A 21,701-nucleotide genomic window follows, 5' to 3' on the forward strand; every position below is an offset into this window, starting at 1 on the left:
AACGGCCCCGGCGGGATGTCCCGCCGGGGCCGGTTGACGTGCTCGATCAGGGCCGGTCGAACGACTCCCAGGCGCCGATCGCGGTGCGGTTGGCGATCAGGGTGCCGCTGTTGTTGAGGTCGGCCGTGACGTACTTGCCGTTGACGCCCGCCACCAGGGCGATGCTGCCGTCGGCGTTCTTGACCACGGTGAACCTCTCCCATGGGCCGACCGCGGTGCGGTTGGCGATGAGGGCGGAGTTGCCAGCGTTCTCGGCGGTCACGTACTTGCCGTTGGCGTGCGAGAACAGGGCCACGGAGCCGTTGCCGGCGTCCACGAGGTCGAAGTTCTCCCAGGCCCCGACCACGCCGCGGTTGGCGATCAGGGTGCCGCTGACGTTGAGGTCGGCGGTGACGTACTTGCCGTTCGCGTGCGCGTGCAGCGTGACCGCGGTGTTCCCGACGTCGACCATGCGGAACTTCTCCCATGGCCCGGCCACCGAGCGGTCGACGGTCAGCACCTTGGTGGTGCCGCTGTTGCTGCTGACGTACGAGTTGTTGTTGAAGTAGTAGGCGGAGAGGAACGCCACGCTGCCGTCGTCGAACGACTGGAGCTGGAACGCGGAGCTGTCGTAGTCGAGCATCGTCGTCTCGGCCTGCGCCTTGAGCGTCGTGTCGCCCACGTTGTTCGCGACGTACCGGCCGTTGACCTTGGACCGCAGCGCGATCTGGGTGCCGGACTGGACGAGCTCGAACTGCTCGCCGGGGCCGGCGGTGGTGCTGCCCACGCGCAGCGGCTGGTTGCCGTCGGCGCCGGCGCTGACGTAGGTGCCGTTGTCGGCCAGCAGCGTCACCGTCCGGACCGTCGGCCAGAGCGAGGTGCTCCATGGCTGGCTGGTGCCGCTGATCCCATTGGCATCGACGACGGTGACGTACCCGCTGTGCACGCCCGGCTGCGCGTACTTGTGCGTCGCGATCGGCGACGCCTGCTTGACGGTCGGCGTGCCGTCGTTGAATTCGAACTGGTAGGCGGTGGAGCCGAGCGGCGCCCACCCCGGCGTCGAACCCGACGCGTCCACGGTGACCGAGAGCGCGTTCTGGTCGGTCGACTTGACGGTCACCTGCGCGCTCGGTGCCTTGATCTGCTCGGTGTTGCCGCGGTCGGCGTAGGTGACCGGGCCCGCGCCGGTGTTCGGCCGGGCCGGGTCGTCCTCGCGCGGGCGGCCGCCGGCGTCGGTTGTCTGGTACCCGGGCGCGGCCGAGTTCGCCGAGTCTTCCGAGGTGTCGATGGGCGCCCCCATCGCGTCGTGCGCGGCCTGCCCGGACGCCGCCCGGAAGTCCGCCGGCGCGAAGTAGGTGGCCGTGCCCCACGCGTAGGTGTCCGGGGAGGACTTGTGGTTGACGCCGTTGTAGTCGACCACCGTGGCGCCTACGGCCCCGTCGTAGACGCCGATCTCGGGGCCGGCCGCCGCAGTGCAGGTATGGGAGACGGCGGCACCGTTGGCGGCGACGATGTTGTTCTGCACCGACACGCCGCTCGAGGCGCCGGAGACGCGGATGCCCGGCCCGCAGTTGTCCTGCACCGTGACGTTGGTGATCGCGGTGCCGGAGGCGCCGGCATTGTCGATGCCCGTGCCCTTGCCGCTCGTGATCGAGGTGTTGGCCACGGTGTTGCCGGTCGCGCCCGGCCCGATGAAGACCCCGGTGGTCAGGGCCGAGACGGTGCTGTTGAGGACCGTGTCGTGCGAGCCGAGGATCTCGATGCCGCGGTCGCTCGTGCCGAGCGCGCCGCCGGTGCCGGTGATGTGCGCGGACTTGACGACCACGCCCGAGGTCGCGGCGTCGAGGGAGATCCCGGTGGTCAGCTGCGACCCGAGGACCACGACATTGGTGACCGTCGAGTCGGTCACGCCGGCGAAGCGCACGCCCGGCCCGGCCGCCGCGCCCGGCTGCACCCTGGTGTTCTGGACGGCGATCCGGGAGGAGCGGCTGACGTCGAACCCGGACCCGTTCGTCGCGCTCAGGACCCAGACGTTGTCGATCACGATGTCGTGCTGGCCGTCGATGGTGAACCCGGCCCCGGCGCCCTGCAGGCGAGCCCGCGGCTGGCCCGCGTCGCCGAGGTCCTTGAGCGTGATCGGCTGCCCGGGGTTGCCCGACTTGGCGATGGTGACGCGCTCGTCGAAGCCGCCGGCGATCAAGATCGTCTGGCCCGCCGTCACCGCCGCGACCGCGGGCGCGATCGTGCAGTACGGCTGGGCCTTCGTTCCGGTTCCGGCGTCGGAGCAGTTCGCCGCGGGGTCGTTGTTGACGTAGAGGGGGGAGGGTGTCTCGGCATTGGCAGGTCCGGCCCCCGCGACCAGAGCTGCACCGGTGGCCACCGCAATGATTGCGAGGCCGGATAAGGGATGTTTTGTGCCCACGCTGTTCCTCCGCACGAATGTCGGGGATGCTTAATATCGGCGCGGGCAATTATGACGGAACGCTCAGTGCGCGTACAGCGCAAAATAAATGGCGATCTGGTGACAGATCGCGGCAACGAGCGTGCAAGCGTGGAAGAACTCGTGGTGGCCGAAGACCGTCGGCCACGGGTTGGGGCGGCGCAGGGCGTAGAACACCGCGCCGACCGTGTAGAAGGCGCCGCCGGCCAGGGTCAGCACCAGAGCGGTCACGCCGCCCGCACGCAGGATATCCGGGAGGACCGCCACGGCGACCCAGCCCAGGGCGATGTACAGCGGCGCCGACAGCCACCGCCGTTTGCTCATCGCGGCCGCCATCTTCATCGCCACGCCGAGCAGGGCGCCGGCCCACACCGTGGCCAGGATCGCCACGCGGGTGTTGCCGCTGAGCAGCAGCACGCTGAAGGGCGTGTAGGTGCCGGCGATGAACACGAAGATCATGGAGTGGTCGAGCCGCCGCATGATCTTGTAGCCGCGCTCGGACCAGACGCGACGGTGGTACAGCGCGCTGGTGCCGAACAGCGCGACGACCGTCAGGCTGTACACGACGCAGCTCACGAAGGGGCCCCAGCCCGGGCGCGTGGCCGCGAGCGAGCACAGCACGATGCCGCAGATCACGGCCGCGCCCGCCGCGTAGGCGTGGAGCCAGCCGCGCATACGCGGCTTGCCGAGGTCGACCGGGCGGAGGCGGGGTTCGGTCTTCACGCTCACGTTCTCCAGGTTACGGTACCGTAGGTTACTCGCAAGTAGCAGCGGTGTGACGTCTATCGTGACTAGGTGCAACTTCGCCCGGTCGGCGCCGACGCGCTCCTCATCGAGGTCGACTCTCCGCTGGAATGGTTCGCCGCGCTCGACGCCGAGCGCGCCGCCGGCCGGCTGCCGGTCGTGGACATCGTGCCCGGCGCACGCACGGTTCTGCTAGACGGTGTGACCGACCCGGCGGGACTGGCCGCCGAGCTGTCCGGCTGGGCCTTCGATCCGGCCTCGGTACCCCCGGAGCCGCCCGTCACCGTGGACGTCCGCTTCGACGGGGTGGACCTGCCGTTCGTCGCCGAGCTCGCCGGGGTGAGCGAGGACGAGGTCGTCGACGTGCTCACGGGCACGGACCTGCGGGTCGCGTTCTGCGGCTTCGCGCCCGGCTTCGCGTACCTCTCCGGCCTGCCCTGGAACGTCCCCCGCCTCGGCACCCCCCGCACCCGCGTCCCGGCCGGCTCGGTCGCGCTCGCCGCCGAGTTCGCCGGCATCTACCCGACCGCCTCCCCGGGCGGCTGGCGGATCGTCGGGCACAGCGAGGCCCTGCTCTTCGACGTGAACCGGACGCCGCCGGCCCTCATGACGCCGGGTCGCACCGTGCGGTTCCGGGCCTCATGAGCGGTGGGGCCGAACTGCGGGTCGAAGTCGCGGGCCCGCTCACGACCGTCCAGGACCTCGGCCGGCCCGGCTACGCGCACCTCGGCGTGCCGCGCTCCGGCGCCCTCGACCGCCCGGCGCTCGAGCTCGGCAACCGGCTCGTCGGCAACCCGCCGGGCGCGGCCGGGCTGGAGATCACGCTCGGGCCGTTCGCGGCGGTCGCGAGCCGGGCCGGCACCGTCGCGCTCACCGGGGCCGCGGCGCCGCTGCGGGTCGGCGGCCGCCCGGCCCCCCTCAACGCGCCCGTGCCGGTGCGGGCCGGCGAGAAGATCGAGGTCGGACGGGCGGTGCTGGGGCTGCGGGTGTACCTCACCGCCGCCGGCGGCCTCGCCAGCGACCCGGTGCTGGAGAGCCGCTCGACCGACACGTTGTCGCTGCTCGGCCCGCCGGTGGTGCGCGCGGGCGACCGGCTGCCGCTCGGCCGGACGGCCGGCGCCCCGGCGGCCGTGGACCTGGCGCCCCGGGCCGCGCTCGGCGGGCCCGTCGTGCTCCGGATCGCGTGGGGGCCCCGGGCCGACCGGTTCACGGATGCGGGGCGGCTGGGCTGCGTGGAGTACCGAATCCGCAGTGAGAGCAACCGCGTCGGGGCCCGGCTCGACGGGCCGGCCCTCACCCGCGCGGACGCCGGCGAGCTGCCCAGCGAGGGGATCGTCCTCGGCGCGGTGCAGGTCCCGGCCGACGGGCAGCCGCTGGTGTTCCTCGCCGACCACCCGACGACCGGCGGGTACCCGGTGGTCGCGGTCGTGCACGCCGCCGATCTGCCGCTGCTCGCGCAGGCCCGGCCGGGGGATAGCGTTCGTTTTCGTGGACCTCAACAGTGACCTCGGCGAGGGCTTCGGCGTCTGGCGCCTCGGCGATGACGACGCCCTCCTGACCATCGTGACCAGCGCCAACGTGGCCTGCGGGTTCCACGCGGGCGACCCGGCGACCATGCGGCGGGTCAGCGACCGCGCGGGCGCGCTCGGGGTGCGGGTCGGCGCGCAGGTGAGCTACCACGACCTGGCGGGCTTCGGCCGGCGCCGGATCGACGTGCCGCCGGATGAGCTCGCGGACGAGCTGCGGTACCAGATCGGGGCGCTGGCCGCGTTCGGGCCGGTCGCGTACGTCAAGCCGCACGGTGCGCTCTACAACACCGCGGCCGTCGACGCCGGGCACGCCGGGGCGGTCGTGGCCGCGGCCGCGGCGGCCGGGGAGCTGCCGGTGCTGGGCCAGCCGGGCTCGGTGCTCGCCGGTCTCGCGGCCGAGCGGGGGCTGCGGGTGGTCGCGGAGGGGTTCGCCGACCGCGGGTACCTCCCCGACGGCCGCCTCGTCCCGCGCTCCCAGGCCGGCGCGCTCGTCACCGACGTGGCCGCGGTGACCGCCCGGGCCGTGCGCATGGCGGTCGACGGCGTGGTCGAGGCGGTCGACGGCACGGTGATCCCGATGCCGATCGAGTCACTGTGCGTGCACGGCGACACCCCGGGCGCGGTGGACATGGCCCGGGCGGTTCGTTCCGCGCTGGCCGCGGCCGGGGTGGCCGTGGGGGCGTTCGTCTAGGGGCTGTATCGAAGTGGGGGTCGGAGCGAGGCGAGGCTCAGGCGTCGGCTGGGGCCGCGCCGGGCGCGCCCCGATACCGGGGGTTGTATCGGGGTGTGACCGGCGTGGTTCCAGACGGCGTCTGAGTCCGCCGCAGCCCGGCCATCCACTTCGATACAGCCCCTAGCTGTCCATGCCCCGGAGGATCAGCGGGAGCCGGGCGGCGCCGTCCGGCACCACGCGGACCGGCACGCCCCAGTCCTGGCGGGTGAGGTGGCAGGCCGGGAACTCGGCGTCGATGTCGCAGGTCGCGGCCTGAGCCACTACTTGCAGTACACCCGAAGCGACATCGGCGGCCAGCACCAGCCGGCGGCGCAGGTCCGTGCTCACGCCCGCGCCCTCCACCAGCAGCTCCGGCGGCGAGGCCGAGACCTCCAGCCGGGTCGACGGGCCGAACGACTCGTCGAGCTTCTGCCCGGGCGCCGGCTCGAAGATCAGGTCGAGCTCGACCGCGCCGGGGGCCAGCATGGTCGGCGGGCGCTCGGTGCGGTGCCGCACGCCTGTCACGTCGATGCCGGCCGCCGCGAGCGTGCCCGGGCCCAGCCGCACCAGGCGGTGGGCGCCCGACTCGACCACGACGACGTCCCCGTCCGCGGTCAGCACCAGGTCGCTCGGCTCGGACAGCCCGTCGAGCACGGTCGAGACGCGCCCGCCGTGCTCGCTCGTGATGCGGCGGACGGCGCCGTTGTACGTGTCGGCGACGAGCACGCTGCCGTCGGGCAGAGCCAGCACGCCGAGCGGGTGCTGGAGCAGCGCCTGGTCGGCCGGGCCGTCGACGTGGCCGAAGTCGAACAGGCCCTGGCCGGCCGCGGTGTGCATCTCGCCGTTCTCGATCCAGCGCACGGCCGAGGACTCGCTGTCGGCGATCCACAGCCGGCCGCCGTCGGGCGACGCCGACAGGCCCGACGGCTGGGCCATCCAGACCTCGTGCAGCGGGCCGTCCTTGAGCGCCTCGACCGTCGTCCCGGCGTACATGCCGGCCGTGCGCTTCACCGGGTCGAACCACCACAGCTGGTGGATGCCGGCCATGGCGACCACGACCCGGTCGTCGTACCAGGCCACGTCCCACGGCGAGGACAGGTCCACGGCCAGGGAGTCGTGGGCGTCGAAGTCCACCGTCCCGCGCCACTGGCGGCCGCTGCCGGCGACGGTGCTGACCTCGCCGGTCCGGAGGTTGAGCCCGCGCAGGAGGTGGTTGACGGTGTCGGCGACGACGACGTCGTACCCGGCGATCTCGGCCGCGTGCGGCGGCAGCAGGCACAGCCCGCCGGGCTCGGAGAACTCGGGCTCGAGGCCGTCGCGGCGGCCGCGCTTGCCGGTGCCGATCCGCCGGACGAGCGTCTCGTTGTCGGTGTCGAGCTCGGCGAGCGACTGGTGCGTGGAGTCGGAGACCAGGAAATGCCCGTCGGGCAGCGCGAGCGCCTTGCCGGGGAACCGCAACAGCGTCAAATCACTGGTTTGTACCGCATGAGGGGCATTCGTCCGGTTCAACGTGCCCTTGGCGTCGTGGGTCTCGATCAGCTCTTCGATCAGCTTGGTGAGCCCCTGGGCGTGGCCCTCGCCGGCCATGTTGGCCACGACGTAGCCCTCGGGGTCGATGACCGTGAGGGTGGGCCAGGCCTTCGCGGCGTACTGCTGCCACATGTTCAGCTCGGGGTCGTCCAGCACCGGGTGGTCGACGCCGTAGCGCTCGACGGCGGCCGCGAGCGCGTCCGGGTCCTTCTCGTGCTCGAACTTCGGGCTGTGCACGCCGATCGTGACCAGGACGTCGCCGAAGCGCTCCTCGAGCGGGCGCAGCTCGTCGAGCACGTGGAGGCAGTTGATGCAGCAGAAGGTCCAGAAGTCGAGCAGCACGATCTTGCCGCGCAGGTCTTTGAGGCTGAGGCTCTCGACGTTGAGCCAGCCCCGGCCCTTGAGTTCGGGTGCGCGGACTCTTACCTGCTTTTCCGACATTTCTGTTATTTCCGTTATTTCTGGTTGGCCGGGCGGAGGCAGAGGACCTGGTCCTTCTCGCCCTTGTGCTGGAGCACGATGTACGGCTGGCTGGCGTCGGAGCAGCTCTCGGGCTTGTCGACCTTCGACACGATCTTGAACGCGTCCTTGTTGCCGCAGTCGACGCCGGTCGCCGAGTCGCCGTCCTGCTTGACGCACGAGTTGACCGCGAAACTGGTACCGCCGGCGTTGCTGATCTTCACCACGATGGCCGTGCCGGCGACCGCGAGCAGGAACACCGCGCCCACGATGAGCAGGCCGATGAGCAGGCCGCGGCGGCTCTTGACCGGCGGCTCCGGGGTCGGGAGCGGGGCGCCGTCGATGGGCGGGGCGTCGGGCGGGTTCTCGCCGGGCATGGTGACCAGGTCGCCGAACCGGGGGGCGCCGGACGTGGGGAACTGGCCGGTCGCGGGCGGGGCCGACGTCTGGTACGTGCCGGCGCCGCTCACCGGGCCCGCGCCCATCGGCTGGCTCGGGAACGGCGGGGCGGAGGTGGGGCTGACCTGGGCTCTCGCGCCGTACGTGCGCGGGCCCGCCTCCTGTGGGATCTGGCCCAGGTTGACCGGGGCGGGGACCTCGGGGGCGGGGACCTTGGCGGATCCGGCCGCGCCGGCGCCTGATGCGCCTGATGCCGGGGCCCACGGGTTCGGGTCGGCGGCGGGTTCGGGCTGGTCCGGGGCGGCTGGGGTGAATCCGGGGAAGCTGCCGCCGGGGGCTGGGGCTGGGCTCTGGCCGTACGTCGTGGGCTGGCCGTAGGTGGTCGGGACGCTCGCCGAGCCGTACGTGGTGCCGGATCCCGAGGTGGGGCCGGCGGCTGAGCCGTAGGTTGCCGCGCCCGAGGTGGGGCCGGCAGCCGAGCCGTAGGTGGCGGCTCCCGAGGTGGGGATGCTGGCCGAGCCGCTTGCACCGGGGACGCCGGCGGAACCACTTGCGCCCGGGACGCTGGCGGATCCGCTCGCGCCGGGGACGCTTGCCGAGCCGCTGGCCGGCGGGACGCTCGCGGAGCCGCTGGCGGGCGGGACGCTCGCCGAGCCGCTCGCGCCGGGGACCCGCGCCGAGCCCGAGGCGCTCGGGGTGTCGGCCGAGCCGATGGTGCCGGGGACGCCGGTCGGGTTCGGGATGTTCGGGAGGGCCTGGGCCGGCATCGGGAACTGCGGGGCCGGCGATGCGGGCACCGGCGGGGGTGCCGCGGCGGCCTGCGGATACGGCGGGGCGGAGGTCACCGGCGGCGGGAAGGGCGGCGCGGACGTCACGGGCGGGGCGAAAGGCGGCGCGGACGCGGGGGGCGGCACCGATGCGGCGGCCGGCGGGTATGGCGGGGCCGACGACGGAGCCTGCGGGTACGACGGGGCCGGCTGGTACGACGGGGCCGACTGGTACGGCGGGGCCGAGGAAGGCGCCGGCTGGTACGGCGGTGCGGATGACGGGGACGGCGGGTAGGGCGGGGCGGATGCGGGCTGCACCGCGGCGGCGCCGGCGGCCGGTGGGTAGGGGGGCGCCGGGGGGTATGCCGGCGGTGGCGTGGGGCCCGAAGGCGGGAACGGGCCGGGGCGGGCGGCGGGGTCCGCGTCGGCGGGGTTCGGGCCGGGCTGGTTCGGGGCGGGCGACGACGGGACGGGGACCGACGCCTTCGCGCGCACGGCCGGGGGGCGGCCGGGCGGGGGCGTGCTGGCCGCAGCCTCGTCCGGCTGCTCGGACGGGTGCTGCTGGTCGGACGTCATGCATGCCTCCTGTTGGTCAGACCCCGACCGTAGTCGACCGGAGTGTGACATCCCAGAGCCGGTACCGAGGTTCGTCGGTTCGGATGCTCAGCAAACCAGGACCGGACAACAGATGCACAACCGCCCCGGTCCGAGGAGGTTCGGACCGGGGCGGTGCGGGCGGCGGCGCAACGACTTGGCCGGCCTAATTGCGGTTGATCATGGCGTAGAGCTCATCGCGCAGGGCGCTGGACGGGTTCTTGGCGATGGCGCGCTCGATGGCGTCCATGCGACGCGCGGCGTTGCGACGGGCCTTGATCCGCTCGAACAGGGTGCTCATTGTGGCTCCTCAGGGGGCGTGTAAGGGATGTCCTTGCCTCTCATCCATTACACGCCCGATCGGTGATCCATAGCCAGCGAATACAAGGTGACGCCGCCCACCCGCCGTTGATTCGTAGGCTCCTGTCCAGCGTAAACGCCCAGTTCGTCGGCCATGTGACACCGGGAGCGCTCCCCGGGGCAGTCCACTGCGCGCGGATTGGCCTGCGGCCCGGGGTCGTGGAACCGTCCGCTCGGCGTCGAGGGCCGCAGCGATGTCCCACCGATTACGGGAGGCGGGGCCGGCGCAGGGCCGGGTCAGTGGCGGCCGCGGCGGCGCCGGGCCTGGCGGCGGCCCGGTGCTGACCAGCCGGCGGCTCCAAGAATGCCCACGAACTCCCCGAACCGGATTTAAGACCCGTCGGGGTATAAATCCGATAAGTCGCGGCGCGGAGCGCCCGACTTATCGCTGAGCGCACCCGGACGTGCCTGTGGCCCCGCGCGGGTGCGCGAGGCCACGGGGTACAGAACCAGCAGTCGGTCAGCTCCAGGCGAGTAGCGAGCCCTCCGGGTCCTCCAGGAACGCTCCCACGTCACGGAGGAACTTGGAGCCCAGCTCGCCGTCGATGATGCGGTGGTCGAACGACAGGCCCAGGGTCGTCACCTGGCGGATCTTGATTTTGCCCTTGTGGACCCAGGGCTGCTCGCGTACCGCGCCGAAGACCAGGATCGCCGACTCGCCCGGGGGCAGGATCGGGGTGCCCGAGTCGATGCCGAAGACGCCGACGCTCGTGATCGTGAAGGTGCCGCCCGCCATGTCGGACGGCGGGGTCTTGCCCTCCCGCGCGGTGCCGACCAGGGCGGTCATCGCCTCGGCGAGCTCGCGGGTCGTCAGGTCCTGGGCGTCCTTGATGTTCGGCACGATGAGGCCGCGCTGGGTGGCGGCCGCGATGCCCAGGTTGACGTAGTGCTTGACCACGATCTCGTCGCCGGCCCAGGTGGAGTTGACCATCGGGTACCGGCGCAGCGCCAGCAGGCACGCCTTCGCCACGATGAGCAGGGGCGAGACCCGCGCGTCCCGCCAGTCGCGGTGCGCCTTGAGCCGCTCCAGGGCCTTCATCGACCGGGTCACGTCGACCGTCAGGAACTCGGTCACGTGCGGGGCCGTGAACGCGCTGGCCACCATGTTCTCGGCGGTCAGCTTGCGCACGCCCTTGACCGGGATGCGCTCCTCGCGCTCGCCCGGGGCCCGGGTCGGCGCGGCGGCGGCGGGCTGGGCGCCGGCCTGGGCGCCGAGCACGTCGTCGCGGGTGATCGAGCCCGACGGGCCCGTGCCCGCGATCGCGGCCAGGTCCACGCCGAGGTCCCGGGCCAGCTTGCGCACCGGGGGCTTGGCGAGCACGGCGCCGTTGCGGGCCGGCGGGTACGCGAGGCCTGCCGGAACCGGGGCCGTCGGGGCCGCGGCCGGGACTGCGGGCGCGGGGGCCGGGGCGGGTGGTGTGGGCTCAGTTGGTACCGCTGCGGGTTTTTCTGGAGAGCCCACGCGGGGCCGGCGCTTGGCCGCGGTCGTTCTCGGGCCGTAGCCCACCAGCACCGCGGTGCGGCCGCCCGGCGCGGGGCCGCCGATCAGGCCGGGCTCGACCGGGCCGTCGCCGGCCACCTCGACGGCCGCCAGCGACGCGGCCGAGGGGGTGGGCAGGTCGGCGGGCAGGTCGCCCGCGCCCGGGTCGGTGTCGATCGCGATGATCGGCTGGCCGACCTCGACCATGGTGCCCTCGGCGTGGAAGATCCGGGTGACCTTGCCGGCCCACTTCGCCGGGATCTCGACCGCGGCCTTGGCCGTCTCGACCTCGACGATCGGCTGGTTGAGGGTGATCGTGTCGCCCTCGGCCACCAGCCACTTGAGGATCTCGCCCTCGGTGAGACCCTCGCCCAGGTCGGGCAGGTTGAACTCTTTGACCCTGGTCATCTGCGCGTGGCCCCCTAGAACCCGAACGAGCGGTCGACGGCGTCGAGCACCCGGTCGAGGTCCGGAAGGTACTCCTCCTCCAGGCGCGCGGCCGGGTACGGGGTGTCGAAGCCGGTGACGCGCAGGACCGGGGCCTCGAGGGAGTAGAAGCACTCCTCGGTGATCCGGGCCGCGATCTCCGAGCCGAGGCCCAGGTTGCCCGGCGCCTCGTGCACGACGACCGCGCGGCCGGTGCGGCGCACGGAGGCGTACACCGGCGCCATGTCCAGGGGCGAGAGCGTCCGCAGGTCGATGACCTCGATGGAGCGACCGTCATCGGCCGCGGCGGTGGCCGCGTCCAGGGCGGTGCGGACCATCGGGCCGTAGGCGATCACGGTGACGTCGGTGCCGGCCCGGGCGATGCGCGAGGTGTGCAGCGGCAGCGTGGCCGCGTCGACGTTGACCTCGCCCTTCTCCCAGTACCGGCGCTTGGGCTCCATGAAGACGATCGGGTCGTCGGACTCGATCGACTGCTGGATCATCCAGTACGCGTCGTCGGGGTTCGAGGGCGAGACGACCTTGAGGCCGGCGGTGTGCGCGAAGTACGCCTCCGGGGACTCCGAGTGGTGCTCGACCGCGCCGATGCCGCCGCCGAACGGGATGCGGATGACGATCGGCAGGCTGAGCTTGCCGCCGGAGCGGTAGTGCATCTTGGCGACCTGGGAGACGATCTGGTCGTACGCCGGGTAGACGAACCCGTCGAACTGGATCTCGCAGACCGGGCGGTACCCGCGGATCGCGAGGCCCACCGCCGTGCCGATGATGCCCGACTCGGCCAGCGGGGTGTCGATGACCCGCTCGTCGCCGAAGTCCTTCTGCAGCCCGTCGGTGATGCGGAAGACGCCGCCGAGCTTGCCGACGTCCTCGCCCATGATCAGCACCTTGTCGTCGCGCTCCATGGCGCGGCGCAGGCCGGTGTTGAGCGCCTTGCCGATCGTGAGGTTCTCCGCGGCGGCCATCAGTGCCCACTCCCCTCGAAGGACGCGAGGTACTTGGCGAACTGTTCCTTCTGCTGCGCGAGCTCGGGGGAGCCGTGCGGGTACACGTGATCGAACAGCGTCATCGGGTCGGGGTCCGGCATCGAGAGCACGCGTTCCCGCAGGTTGACGGCGGCCACGCGGGCCTCCTCGTCGATGGCGTCGAAGTAGTCGTCCTTCGCCATGCCCTGCTTGGTCAGGAACGCCCGGAGCCGCTTGATGGGGTCCTTCGCCTGCCAGGCCTCGACCTCGCTCGCGATGCGGTAGCGGGTCGGGTCGTCGGAGGTCGTGTGCGCCCCCATGCGGTACGTGTACGCCTCGATCAGGGACGGGCCCTGGCCGTGCCGCGCGTCGTCCAGCGCCTTGCGGGTGACCGCGTAGCAGGCGAGCACGTCGTTGCCGTCCACCCGGAGGCCGGGGAAGCCGAAACCGCTGGCCCGGTGGTACAGCGGGACGCGGGTCTGGCGCTCGAGCGGCTCCGAGATGGCGTACTGGTTGTTCTGGCAGAAGAACACCAGCGGCGCGTTGAAGACCGACGCCCAGATGAAGGCCTCGTTCACGTCGCCCTGGCTGGTGGCGCCGTCGCCGAAGTACGCGATGACCGCCTCGCCGTCGTCCGAGCCGACCTTGCCGTCCTTGGTGATGCCCATGGCGTAGCCGGTCGCGTGCAGCGTCTGTGCGCCGATGACGATCGTGTACATGTTGAACTTGCACTCGTTCGGGTCCCAGGCGCCCTGGTCGACCCCCCGGAACAGGCTCAACGGCATGATCGGGTCGATGCCGCGGGTGTACAGCACGCCGTGCTCGCGGTACGTGGGGAACGCCATGTCCTGCGCGCGCAGGGCCCGGCCGGAGCCGACCTGGGCCGCCTCCTGGCCCAGCAGGCTCGCCCAGATGCCCAGCTCGCCCTGGCGCTGCAGGGCGGTGGCCTCGGCGTCGAGCTTCCGGACCACGACGAGGTCGTGGTACAGCGCGCGGTACTCGTCGTCGGTGAAGTCGACCGCGTAGTCGGGGTGTTCGACCCGGTCGCCCTCGGGGGTGAGCAGCTGCACGAACGCGGGTTCCGGCGCGGCCCGTGTTCCTGACGCCCGGGCCTTGACTTCGCCCTTCGCCATCCGTATCTCCCTGTCGTCTTTCGCGTCGGCAGCGGGGGTTGCCCTGCCGCGCGGCGGGGGTGTCTGCCACGCGGCGACCCGGTGGGGTCGGCACGTCGCATGTGGACACGACTCGCATCGTGCCCACAGGGACCGGCCCCGGGCTCTGCCTCGCAGGGTATGCGGAGGCTACGGCCCCGTTGCCGGTGTGTGTCCAGCATCGCAGAAGGCGTGTCGGTCGACACCATGGAGTCGTGCCCCACCGGCGGGCTAATCCCGAAAAATCCCCCAAGGCCGGGCAGATCCTCTCCGCGTTACGTCGCGTTAGTCCGAATGACCCCGCTAGGTTTGGAGTTCCGTTGTCTTCGGACGTGCGCAACCATCGGCTGTTCTCGCCCAACCGGCGGCCGCTGCTGATCTCCGCGCTGCTGGTCCTGCTCACCTCGGTCCCGACCATGATCGTCGTGGTGGCCGGGAGCGCGACGCTGGAGAGTGCCCCGCCGACCCGCGCGCCCGTCGTCGCCGACCCGCAGCCGGGTCCGGTCGTGGTCGGTTCGGGCCCGACGTCCGGCCTGCACGCCTCGGGGCCGGCGGGCCGCCACTCGCTCGGCGCCGTGCCGACCGCGCCCCAGCAGCCACTGCGACCCCGCGCGACGCCAAGGTCCACACAGGGTTCCGGAGGATCGGGAGGTGGCGTCGGTACCCCGGGCAGAACGCCCCGCCATTCCTCGGCCGAGGTCTCCCCGCCGCCGGCGCCGACGGAGGAGCCACCGATTCAGGACCGGGCCTGGCCCGGATGGGACGACAAGATCAAAGAATCGGGTATCCATCAGGGTCGGTCGATCGGGCATTTCCGGTCGGCCGATCCGGCGTTCGGGGGTCTACCGTCCGGCCCGCGTGTTCGAGTTGCGCGTCACGACGGCCCATGCGGTGACGAAGGGCTTGCAGGGCCACTGCGGGCACCCCGCCGTGCAGCCCGTGGTGGCCCGGCCGGTGACGGGCTGGTGCTGCTCCACACGGCGCCGGGCGTCCGTGACCGCGTGGTCGTAGATGACCGCCACTGACACTCCTCAGACACCCTGGGCCGCGGGCGCGGTCCACAGCAGGCGCGCGTTATAGAGCTGCTGGGCCGTGGCCAGCGCGGCCTCGGCCGAGCGGAACACCGCGACCTCGGTCTGGCCGTTGCCGAGACGCCAGGTGAGCACCGCCTGATCGGGCAGCTCGTGTCCCCAGGCCACGACTTCGGGATGGTCGTCGTCGAGTGGATCAGCGACAATGCCGAAGAGCCGGGGTGCCCCTTCGAGCAGGAGCGTGTCGTCCTCGAACACCTCTGATCTCCCTCCGGCCGAGGTGCGATCTCACGCCACCAGAATGCACGTGCAGGTTTCGCGCGGCAATACGCAGTTGCGAACTTGAGTAGAGCAAGGCAACGGCTTGCCCAACCCGCGCTTGCGCAGCACACCGGTAGCGGACACACTCGTCTTGAGTAATGGAGGTGAGCGGTGTCCAGCGCCCACAGCCCCACGTTCCCCCGTTTCCAGTTGGGCAAGCAACTGCGCGAGTTGCGCGAGAAGGCCCGGCTCACCACGGAGGACGTCGGCCTGCAGCTGGACTGCTCACCCAGCACCATCAGCCGGATGGAAGGCGGCAAGGTCGGAATCCGGCGCAGCACGCTGGAACGCCTGCTGCAGATCTACGAAGTCACTGATCAAGGACAGATCGACACATTGATCGTGCTCGCGCGGCAGGGCAAGACCCGGGGCTGGTTCGCCCGCTACGGAGATCTGCCCGCGAGCTACTCCCGCTACATCGGGCTGGAGTCCAGCGCGATCGAGATGCGCGACTACGAGGCGCTCGTGGTGCCCGGGATGCTCCAGACGGAGGAGTACACCCGCGCCCTGCTCGCCGCCTCGACCACCGAGTCCGAGGATGCCGTCGAGGCGCACGTCAAGGCGCGCCGCGAGCGGCAGAACCTGCTCAGCCGCGCGGACCAGCCGCTGCAGCTCATCACGGTCCTCGACGAGAGCGTCATCCGGCGCAGCATCGGGGGGCCGGACGTCATGCGGTCGCAGCTCAAGCACCTGGCCGACATGGGCCGGGCGAGAAACGTGACGGTCCAGGTCCTGCCCTTCTCCGGAGGGGCATATGCCGGCATGGCCGGATCGTTCGCGATTCTCAAGTTCCAAGATGCACCAAGCGTCGTGTACGCCGAGGCCATGACCGGTGACATCTATCCGGCCGCCGATGATGTGCAGCGGTATGCCGACGTGTTCGAGAATCTGCGAGCTGCCGCACTCAGCCCGTTGGAGTCGATCAAAATGATCGAGGATTCTGCGAACTGAGTCCGGCCCAACCCAAAGGAGTGCGCAGATGGCTGCGCTGAACGAGCAGTGGCACAAGGCCACGCGAAGCGGTAACAACGGACAGTGCGTCGAAGCGCGGTTCGTCGACGGCGTCGTCGAGGTCCGCAACTCCAACTCCCCCGACGCGGGCCTGGTGCGTTTCACCCGCGCGGAATGGGACACCTTCATCGCCGCGGTCGACGTGGACGGCGAATTCCGCCTTCCGTAACGTGATCTCCCGCCCTTCTGTCGGGGCGGTGTGAACGGCTCTGTGAACAGCGAAGGGACGGCCCCCGACCGGGTCGTCCCTTCGTCGTAGCTGCGAGCCGTTTCCGATGTTATCCCGCATTTACGGGCCGGGCCTACTTCAAGGTCTTCAGTAGCGCGATGCCGCGAAAAGTGGCGAATCGGGCCGGGTAGCAATCCTGCGATGTGGGTGTCGCGAGCGGGCTGAACGGAGTAACTATGAGTTATGAGCACTCAGGTGTCGCCGGCTACGCAGGTGTCCGCGCTCACGGTTCGGTCGTACCGTCCGACCGATCATCGCGAGTGCCGTCAGTTGTGGGCCGAGATGACCGCGGCCGACGCGGGGCTTTACGGAGCGGTGTCGGATGACGACTCGGGGGCGGCCTTCGAGGAGTACCTCACCCGGCTGGACCTGTCCGGGATGTGGGTGGCCGCCGACGTGGGCGGCGGGGTGGCCGGCATGGTCGGGCTGCTGCTCGACGGCCGGGGCGGGGAGGTCGAGCCGCTGGTCGTCGCCTCCTCCCGGCGGGGTGAGGGCATCGGCCGGACGCTGCTGTCGCACGTTGCCGACCAGGCGCGGCGGCGGGGGCTCGGGGAGCTGAGCATCTCGCCCTCGGCGCGGAACCTCGACGCGATCCGGTGCCTGCATGCGGCCGGTTATGACGCGTTGGCTCGGGTGACGCTGACGATTGATCTGCAGCCGGCTCGGTCTTCCGGGTTTCGGGATGGGATCGATCTTCACGATCTGCGGTTTCGGTACTGAGGGGTTTTTGCGATAAGTCGGGCGCTTCGCGCCACGACTTATCGGATATTTCGTATTATTGCGGTGCGTGACCATTTTGCGTCGTGCGGTAACGGCATGGCGCGGTGCTGCGCAAGGCCCTGTGGACGGCGACGGGCGCGTTGTCCACAGGCGGGAACTCGGGCTTCCGGCGGCGTTGCGGCCGGAGAAGGCTCGTCCGCATGGCTTCCCGACTGCGACTGCGCGGACCCGCCGAGCTCCTCTCGGCCATGCCCTACCTCATGGGGTTCCACCCCGTCGACAGCCTTGTCGCGCTCGGCCTGCGCGGCTCCGGGCTGCACCTCCAGCTGCGCGGCGACCTGCCCGACGACCATGACGCCGCCGCGGTGCTGGCCGAGCACTACGGCCGCCTGTTCCGGCGCAACGCGATCGACGGGGCGCTCCTGATCGGGTACGGGCCACCCGAGCGGGCCGAGCCCTTCCTGCGCACGGTGAGCGCGGCGATGAGCACCCGGGGCATCGCGGTGCTGGACATGCTGCGCACGTACGAGGGGCGGTTCTGGTCGCTGCTGTGCGAGGTGCCCGGCTGCTGCCCGCCGGAGGGTCGCGAGTTCGACCCGGCGACGTCGATCGCGGCCGCGGAGGCCACGCTGGCCGGGCTGGTCGCGCTGCCGGACCGGGCCGCCGTCGCCGCCGCGTTCGCGGGCCCGGTGGGGCCGGCGCTCGAGGCGATGGAGGAGGCCGGCAACCGGGCCCACCTGCGGGTGCTGCGGCTCGTCGCGGACCGCGACCGGGCCGGCGTCCGGGCGGCGGTCGTGGCCGCGGGCCGGGTCGCCCTGGACGCGGCCCTCGAGTGCTACGCGGCCGGGCGGCGCCTGACCGACGACGAGGTCGCCTGGCTGCAGGTCCTGCTCCTCGTCGTCGACTTCCGCGACCGCGCGTGGGAGCGCCTGGACCGCGACGTGCGCCGCACCGACGGGCCGGGCGAGGCGCACCAGCGGCTGTGGACCGACCTGGTGCGCCGCTGCGAGCCGTCGGCGTGCGCTCCGGCGGCGACGCTGCTGGCGTACCTGTCCTGGCGCACCGGCAACGGCCTGCACGCCTCGCTGGCGCTGGATCGGGCGCTGGACGCCGACCCCGGGTACTCGGCGGCCGGGCTCATGGCGGAGATCCTCGGGCGCGGGCTGTCGCCGCGGCAGGTGCCGCCCATCGGGCGGCTCCGGCGCCGGCGGGTCACGCGGAGGGTCGGCGCCCGGGCGCTGACGTTCTCGCCGCACACTCCGGCTCCGGACGGGTCGGGGCCGCGGGCTCGGCTGTGCTCGGGGCTCGGCGTCGCCGGGGAGGCCGGCCACGACGGCGGGAGGCCGGCGCGGTGAGCGGTGTCATCGGCCCGGTAGGGGCGGTAGGCCCTGGATGCGTTGGGGGGAGGCGTAGACGTTGAACGTGGCCCCCCGCAGGAAGCCGACGAGTGTCAGGCCGGCCTCGGCCGCCAGGTCGACGGCGAGGGTGCTCGGCGCGGACACCGCGGCGAGCAGTGGGATGCCGGCCATCCAGGCCTTCTGGCACAGCTCGAAGCTGGCCCGGCCGCTGACCATGAGCACGTGGCCTTCGAGCGGGAGGCGCTCCTGGCGCACGGCCCAGCCGACGACCTTGTCGACCGCGTTGTGCCGGCCCACGTCCTCACGGAGGCAGACGAGCTCGCCGCCGGGGGTGAACAGGCCCGCCGCGTGCAGGCCGCCCGTCGTGTCGAACGCGCGCTGGCGGCGGCGGAGGGCGTCGGGGAGGCCGGCCAGGATCTCGGGCGCGACGGTGAGGGGGTCGCGGCTGACGTCGAAGGCCGACCTGGTCCGGACCGCGTCGATGCTCGCCTTGCCGCAGATCCCGCACGAGGAGGTGGTGTAGAAGTTGCGGGCGGCCTGCTGAGTGACCGGCGCGGGGATGTCGGCGCTCAGCCGGATGTCCACGACGTTGTACGAGTTCGGTTCCTCGTCGCCCGCGCACAGTTTGGCCGTGACCACGTCGGCGGCCTGGCGGATCACGCCCTCGGTCAGCAGGAAGCCGATGGCCAGGTCGAGGTCGTCGCCGGGGGTGCGCATGGTGACGGCCAGTGCGGCGCCGCCGACTCGGATCTCGAGTGGCTCCTCGGCGGCGAGCGTGTCCGGGCCGATTTGCGCTTCGACCCGGGTCTGGGGCGCGCTGAGGGGTTCCGTGCGTCTGGCTTGGGGCGCGCTGAGGGCTTCCGCGCGCCCGGTTCCGCCGGCCGTGGCTGTTCCCGCGGCCGTGGCGGTCCCGGCGGTCGTGGCGGTCCCGGCGGTCGTGGCGGTTCCGCCGGTCGTGGCGGTTCCGCCGGTCGTGGCGGTTCCGCCGGTCGTGGCGGTTCCGCCGGTCGTGGCGGTTCCGGCGGCCGTGATGGTCCCGGCGGCCGTGGCGGTCCCGGCCGCCGTGATGGTCCCGGCGGCTGTGATGGTCCGAAGTGGCGTGGCGGTCCCGAGTGCCGTGGCGATCCCCGGGTCGGAGGATTCCGGTGCGCCGGCGGTTTCGCGTTGGACGGTGGCGATCATGGCCGGTGCTGTGGCGGATGTCGGCGGTCCCGTGGTGGCGGCCGGCGCGGCGATGATGGCCGGCGGCGTAGTGGGTGTCGGTGACGCGGCGTTGGTGGGTGCTGTAGTCGGCGGTTCAGGCAGCGGGGGCGTGGGGGGCGGTGTCGGCGGGGCGGGGGATGACACGTGGACGCGGACTATGGTGCGGCGTTGCGTGACGCGGCCCATGTGCGGCCCTTCTGGTGGTGGCGTCCTTCAGCGTTACGGGCGTTCCCGTCCGACGGTAAGTTCTCGTTGTGCTTGACGGCCACCTGAGGAGCGAGCTCGCCGCGGTCATTCTCGCCGGGGGGCGGGGTTCGCGGCTCGACGGGCGGGACAAGCCCATGGTTGCCGTCGGGGGAGTCTCCATGCTCGCCCGGGTTGTCCGGGCCGTCCTCGAAGCCGGGGCCGAGCCCGTTGTCGTGGTCGGGCCGCCCCGGGAAGGGTTGCCCGCCGGCGTCCGGGTCGTGCGCGAAGAGCCCGCCGGCGGAGGGCCCGTCGCCGCCGCGGCGGCCGGAGTGGCGGACGTCGGGGAAAACGCGGCCTACATCGGGGTCTTTGCGGCGGATATGCCCTATTTGTCGGACATGGCGATCCGTGTACTTCTCGACCACCTCGACGAGCACGACGGGGCCCTTTTTGTGGACGAAGGCGGGCGGCGGCAGCTGCTGTGCGGGGTTTGGCGGGCCGGCTCACTGCGGCAGGCGATCGCGCGGTTCGGGGAGACGCAGGGTGGGTCGCTCCGGCGGCTCGTCGAAGGGCTCAGCGTCGGTGAGGTGCGGTGGGACGGGGAGCGGGCGCCGTACTTTGACTGCGATACCGAGGAAGATCTCCGGAGGGTGGAGCTGTGAGCGAGGACGTGCTCGGGCAGTGGTTGGAGACGGCCGCCGCGGCGGTTGGGGTGGATGCGCCCGATGACGCCGTGCGGAAGGCGGTGCTCGATCTCGCTCGGGACGTGGCGCACAACGTGGCTCGGCCCGGGGCGCCGCTCACCGCGTTTCTGCTGGGGCTGGCGGTCGGGCGCGGGGCGGATGCGCAGGCCACGAGCGCCGAGTTGAGCCGCCTGGCCACCCGCGCCGAGTGAGCGATCGACTCTGGATAGGGTGAGGGCGCGGGGAAAGGGAGGCGATCATGGCTGGTGAGCCTGGCGACAGTGGCGCGGCGTTCGAGAGTGCGTTGTTCGACGACGAAGACCCGGTGGGCGGCAACCTCAAGGAGAAGGTGGCCGAGGCCTGGCGGGACTTTGCGCGGCAGCTCGTGGACGCGCTGCGCGATCTCGCGCCCGGGACCACGCTCGACCTGACGCTCGATCCTACGGCCTCCGGGACCGGGGACGCGGTGTACTCGATCCAGGTCACCGGCGAGGAGGAAGACCAGCTCGCGGCCACGGCGGTGAGCAATGCCGACCTGCCCGTCGCGTACCGGCTCGACCGCACCGTCATCGCGGAGATCGTCGCGCTCGGCTGGGCGCCGCCCGGGGTCGTGGCCGGCTCCGGCGAGTCGTTCGGCCTGCGGGTCGGCAAGAGCGAGGCGCCGCGGCTGAGCCGGCTGATCACGCGCACGCTGCGGGACATCTACGGCACCCCGCACCCGGCCTTCCTGACGTATCTGGCGCACGACGCCGAGGGGCGCATCGCTCCGGTGCCGGCGCTCGGCGTGGCGCGTTCGCTCTCGTCACTGGTGGACGGCATCGGCGACGTGGTCCGGGCGGGCTCGGGCACCCTCGCCGACCTGGCCGAGCAGACCGAGGACCTGCCGCTGTACGACAAGGTGACCACGGTCGTCGCGAAGCTCATGAAGACCACGCCCGAGGAGCTGCCGATCGACCCCGACGGGGACATCGGCATCCGCTCCGGCTCGGCGATGGTGTTCGTGCGGGTGCGCGACAACCCGCCGCTGGTCGACGTGTTCTCGCCGATCCTCACCGAGATCGAGCCGACCGAGCGCCTGTACGTCAAGCTGTCCGAGCTCACCAACCGGATGCCGATCGGCCGGCTGTACTGCACCAACGACACCGTGTGGGCCAGCGTCCCGGTGTTCGGCCGCGACTTCCAGGCCACTCACCTCATGCTCGCCGTGCAGGTGATGACCGGGCTCGCGGACGAGCTCGACGACCGCCTGCACGGCGAGTTCGGCGGCAAGCGCTTCTTCGGCGAGGGCGACAAGCCGAAGCCTGCGATCGCCGGCGAGAGCGAGCGAACGGGCATGTACCTATAGGGCCTGTTTCACACCTGCGGCGGGGCTGCGGCGGGCCCAGATTTCGGCTGCGTGCCTCCCGCGG

General features: G+C 72.1%; 21 protein-coding genes. 10 read left to right on the forward strand and 11 right to left on the reverse strand.

The annotated features are described in order from the left end of the window. Positions 1-46: 46 nt before the first annotated feature. Together ACPPVO_RS00510 and trhA are read right to left on the reverse strand one after the other, a co-directional pair. On the reverse strand, positions 47-2,359 hold the full coding sequence (locus ACPPVO_RS00510; RefSeq protein WP_426509145.1) for a right-handed parallel beta-helix repeat-containing protein: 2,313 nt from the start codon (positions 2,357-2,359) through the stop codon (positions 47-49). 105 nt (positions 2,360-2,464) lie between these two features. Beyond that, entirely contained in the window at positions 2,465-3,094 is a 630-nt protein-coding gene (gene trhA, locus ACPPVO_RS00515) for a PAQR family membrane homeostasis protein TrhA (RefSeq protein WP_426514480.1), read from the reverse strand. Between the two features lie 120 nt (positions 3,095-3,214). Between trhA and ACPPVO_RS00520 the strand changes: the two genes are divergently transcribed. The 3 genes from ACPPVO_RS00520 to ACPPVO_RS00530 are packed head-to-tail and all read left to right on the forward strand — an operon-like array spanning position 3,215 to position 5,383. Next, a complete protein-coding gene (locus ACPPVO_RS00520; RefSeq protein ID WP_426509146.1) occupies positions 3,215-3,808 on the forward strand; it encodes a 5-oxoprolinase subunit B family protein in 594 nt (197 codons plus the stop codon). Further along, positions 3,805-4,668, forward strand: a complete 864-nt coding sequence (locus tag ACPPVO_RS00525) for a biotin-dependent carboxyltransferase family protein (RefSeq protein WP_426509147.1) — start codon at positions 3,805-3,807, stop codon at positions 4,666-4,668. Before ACPPVO_RS00520 ends, ACPPVO_RS00525 begins: the two co-directional genes overlap by 4 nt. After that, entirely contained in the window at positions 4,652-5,383 is a 732-nt protein-coding gene (locus ACPPVO_RS00530; RefSeq protein WP_426509149.1) for a LamB/YcsF family protein, read from the forward strand. The genes ACPPVO_RS00525 and ACPPVO_RS00530 overlap by 17 nt, the downstream gene beginning before the upstream one ends. A 162-nt stretch (positions 5,384-5,545) precedes the next feature. Here the strand turns inward: ACPPVO_RS00530 and ACPPVO_RS00535 are convergent, their stop codons facing one another. From ACPPVO_RS00535 to ACPPVO_RS00570, 8 genes are all read right to left on the reverse strand, one after another. Beyond that, on the reverse strand, positions 5,546-7,375 hold the full coding sequence (locus ACPPVO_RS00535) for an NHL domain-containing thioredoxin family protein (protein ID WP_426509151.1): 1,830 nt from the start codon (positions 7,373-7,375) through the stop codon (positions 5,546-5,548). Between the two features lie 14 nt (positions 7,376-7,389). Further along, entirely contained in the window at positions 7,390-9,135 is a 1,746-nt protein-coding gene (locus tag ACPPVO_RS00540; protein WP_426509152.1) for an LppU/SCO3897 family protein, read from the reverse strand. A gap of 184 nt (positions 9,136-9,319) precedes the next feature. Beyond that, the gene (locus ACPPVO_RS00545) at positions 9,320-9,454 is read right to left on the reverse strand and encodes a hypothetical protein (RefSeq protein ID WP_360367761.1); all 135 of its coding nucleotides are present in this window, start codon (positions 9,452-9,454) and stop codon (positions 9,320-9,322) included. 519 nt (positions 9,455-9,973) lie between these two features. After that, positions 9,974-11,401: a dihydrolipoamide acetyltransferase family protein gene (locus tag ACPPVO_RS00550; RefSeq protein ID WP_426509154.1), complete on the reverse strand. Its 1,428-nt coding sequence runs from the start codon at positions 11,399-11,401 to the stop codon at positions 9,974-9,976. 14 nt (positions 11,402-11,415) lie between these two features. Continuing rightward, the gene (locus tag ACPPVO_RS00555; protein ID WP_426509155.1) at positions 11,416-12,399 is read right to left on the reverse strand and encodes an alpha-ketoacid dehydrogenase subunit beta; all 984 of its coding nucleotides are present in this window, start codon (positions 12,397-12,399) and stop codon (positions 11,416-11,418) included. After that, positions 12,399-13,532: a pyruvate dehydrogenase (acetyl-transferring) E1 component subunit alpha gene (gene pdhA / locus ACPPVO_RS00560; RefSeq protein WP_360367752.1), complete on the reverse strand. Its 1,134-nt coding sequence runs from the start codon at positions 13,530-13,532 to the stop codon at positions 12,399-12,401. The genes ACPPVO_RS00555 and pdhA overlap by 1 nt, the downstream gene beginning before the upstream one ends. An 860-nt stretch (positions 13,533-14,392) precedes the next feature. Then, the gene (locus ACPPVO_RS00565; protein ID WP_426509156.1) at positions 14,393-14,572 is read right to left on the reverse strand and encodes a hypothetical protein; all 180 of its coding nucleotides are present in this window, start codon (positions 14,570-14,572) and stop codon (positions 14,393-14,395) included. 9 nt (positions 14,573-14,581) lie between these two features. Continuing rightward, positions 14,582-14,839 carry a hypothetical protein gene (locus ACPPVO_RS00570; protein WP_360367749.1) on the reverse strand — a complete coding sequence of 86 codons (258 nt, stop codon included), beginning with the start codon at positions 14,837-14,839 and terminating at the stop codon, positions 14,582-14,584. 213 nt (positions 14,840-15,052) lie between these two features. Between ACPPVO_RS00570 and ACPPVO_RS00575 the strand changes: the two genes are divergently transcribed. The 4 genes from ACPPVO_RS00575 (at position 15,053) to ACPPVO_RS00590 (ending at position 18,217) form a co-directional block, all read left to right on the forward strand. Then, positions 15,053-15,853, forward strand: coding sequence for a helix-turn-helix domain-containing protein (locus tag ACPPVO_RS00575; protein ID WP_426509157.1), 801 nt, complete (start codon positions 15,053-15,055; stop codon positions 15,851-15,853). A 28-nt stretch (positions 15,854-15,881) separates the two neighbouring features. Further along, positions 15,882-16,082, forward strand: coding sequence for a DUF397 domain-containing protein (locus tag ACPPVO_RS00580; protein ID WP_360367743.1), 201 nt, complete (start codon positions 15,882-15,884; stop codon positions 16,080-16,082). A 273-nt stretch (positions 16,083-16,355) separates the two neighbouring features. Next, positions 16,356-16,862 carry a GNAT family N-acetyltransferase gene (locus tag ACPPVO_RS00585; protein WP_426509158.1) on the forward strand — a complete coding sequence of 169 codons (507 nt, stop codon included), beginning with the start codon at positions 16,356-16,358 and terminating at the stop codon, positions 16,860-16,862. 200 nt (positions 16,863-17,062) lie between these two features. Beyond that, positions 17,063-18,217 carry a DUF4192 domain-containing protein gene (locus tag ACPPVO_RS00590; RefSeq protein WP_426509159.1) on the forward strand — a complete coding sequence of 385 codons (1,155 nt, stop codon included), beginning with the start codon at positions 17,063-17,065 and terminating at the stop codon, positions 18,215-18,217. Positions 18,218-18,223: 6 nt separating this feature from the next. Here ACPPVO_RS00590 and fdhD read toward each other — a convergent pair whose 3' ends face one another. Continuing rightward, on the reverse strand, positions 18,224-19,402 hold the full coding sequence (fdhD, locus tag ACPPVO_RS00595; protein ID WP_426509160.1) for a formate dehydrogenase accessory sulfurtransferase FdhD: 1,179 nt from the start codon (positions 19,400-19,402) through the stop codon (positions 18,224-18,226). Positions 19,403-19,764: 362 nt separating this feature from the next. Between fdhD and mobA the strand changes: the two genes are divergently transcribed. Genes mobA through ACPPVO_RS00610 form a run of 3 tightly spaced genes read left to right on the forward strand, consistent with a single transcriptional unit; the run spans position 19,765 to position 21,637 of the window. Then, positions 19,765-20,271 (forward strand): molybdenum cofactor guanylyltransferase, encoded by a 507-nt coding sequence (gene mobA / locus ACPPVO_RS00600; protein ID WP_426514481.1) that lies wholly within the window; start codon positions 19,765-19,767, stop codon positions 20,269-20,271. Then, the gene (locus tag ACPPVO_RS00605) at positions 20,268-20,504 is read left to right on the forward strand and encodes a DUF6457 domain-containing protein (protein WP_360367732.1); all 237 of its coding nucleotides are present in this window, start codon (positions 20,268-20,270) and stop codon (positions 20,502-20,504) included. The genes mobA and ACPPVO_RS00605 overlap by 4 nt, the downstream gene beginning before the upstream one ends. Positions 20,505-20,551: 47 nt before the next feature. After that, positions 20,552-21,637, forward strand: a complete 1,086-nt coding sequence (locus ACPPVO_RS00610; protein WP_426509161.1) for a T3SS (YopN, CesT) and YbjN peptide-binding chaperone 1 — start codon at positions 20,552-20,554, stop codon at positions 21,635-21,637. Positions 21,638-21,701 lie beyond the last annotated feature (64 nt).

It is taken from the genome of Dactylosporangium sp. McL0621 (genome assembly GCF_049995355.1).
Lineage (GTDB): Bacteria > Actinomycetota > Actinomycetes > Mycobacteriales > Micromonosporaceae > Dactylosporangium.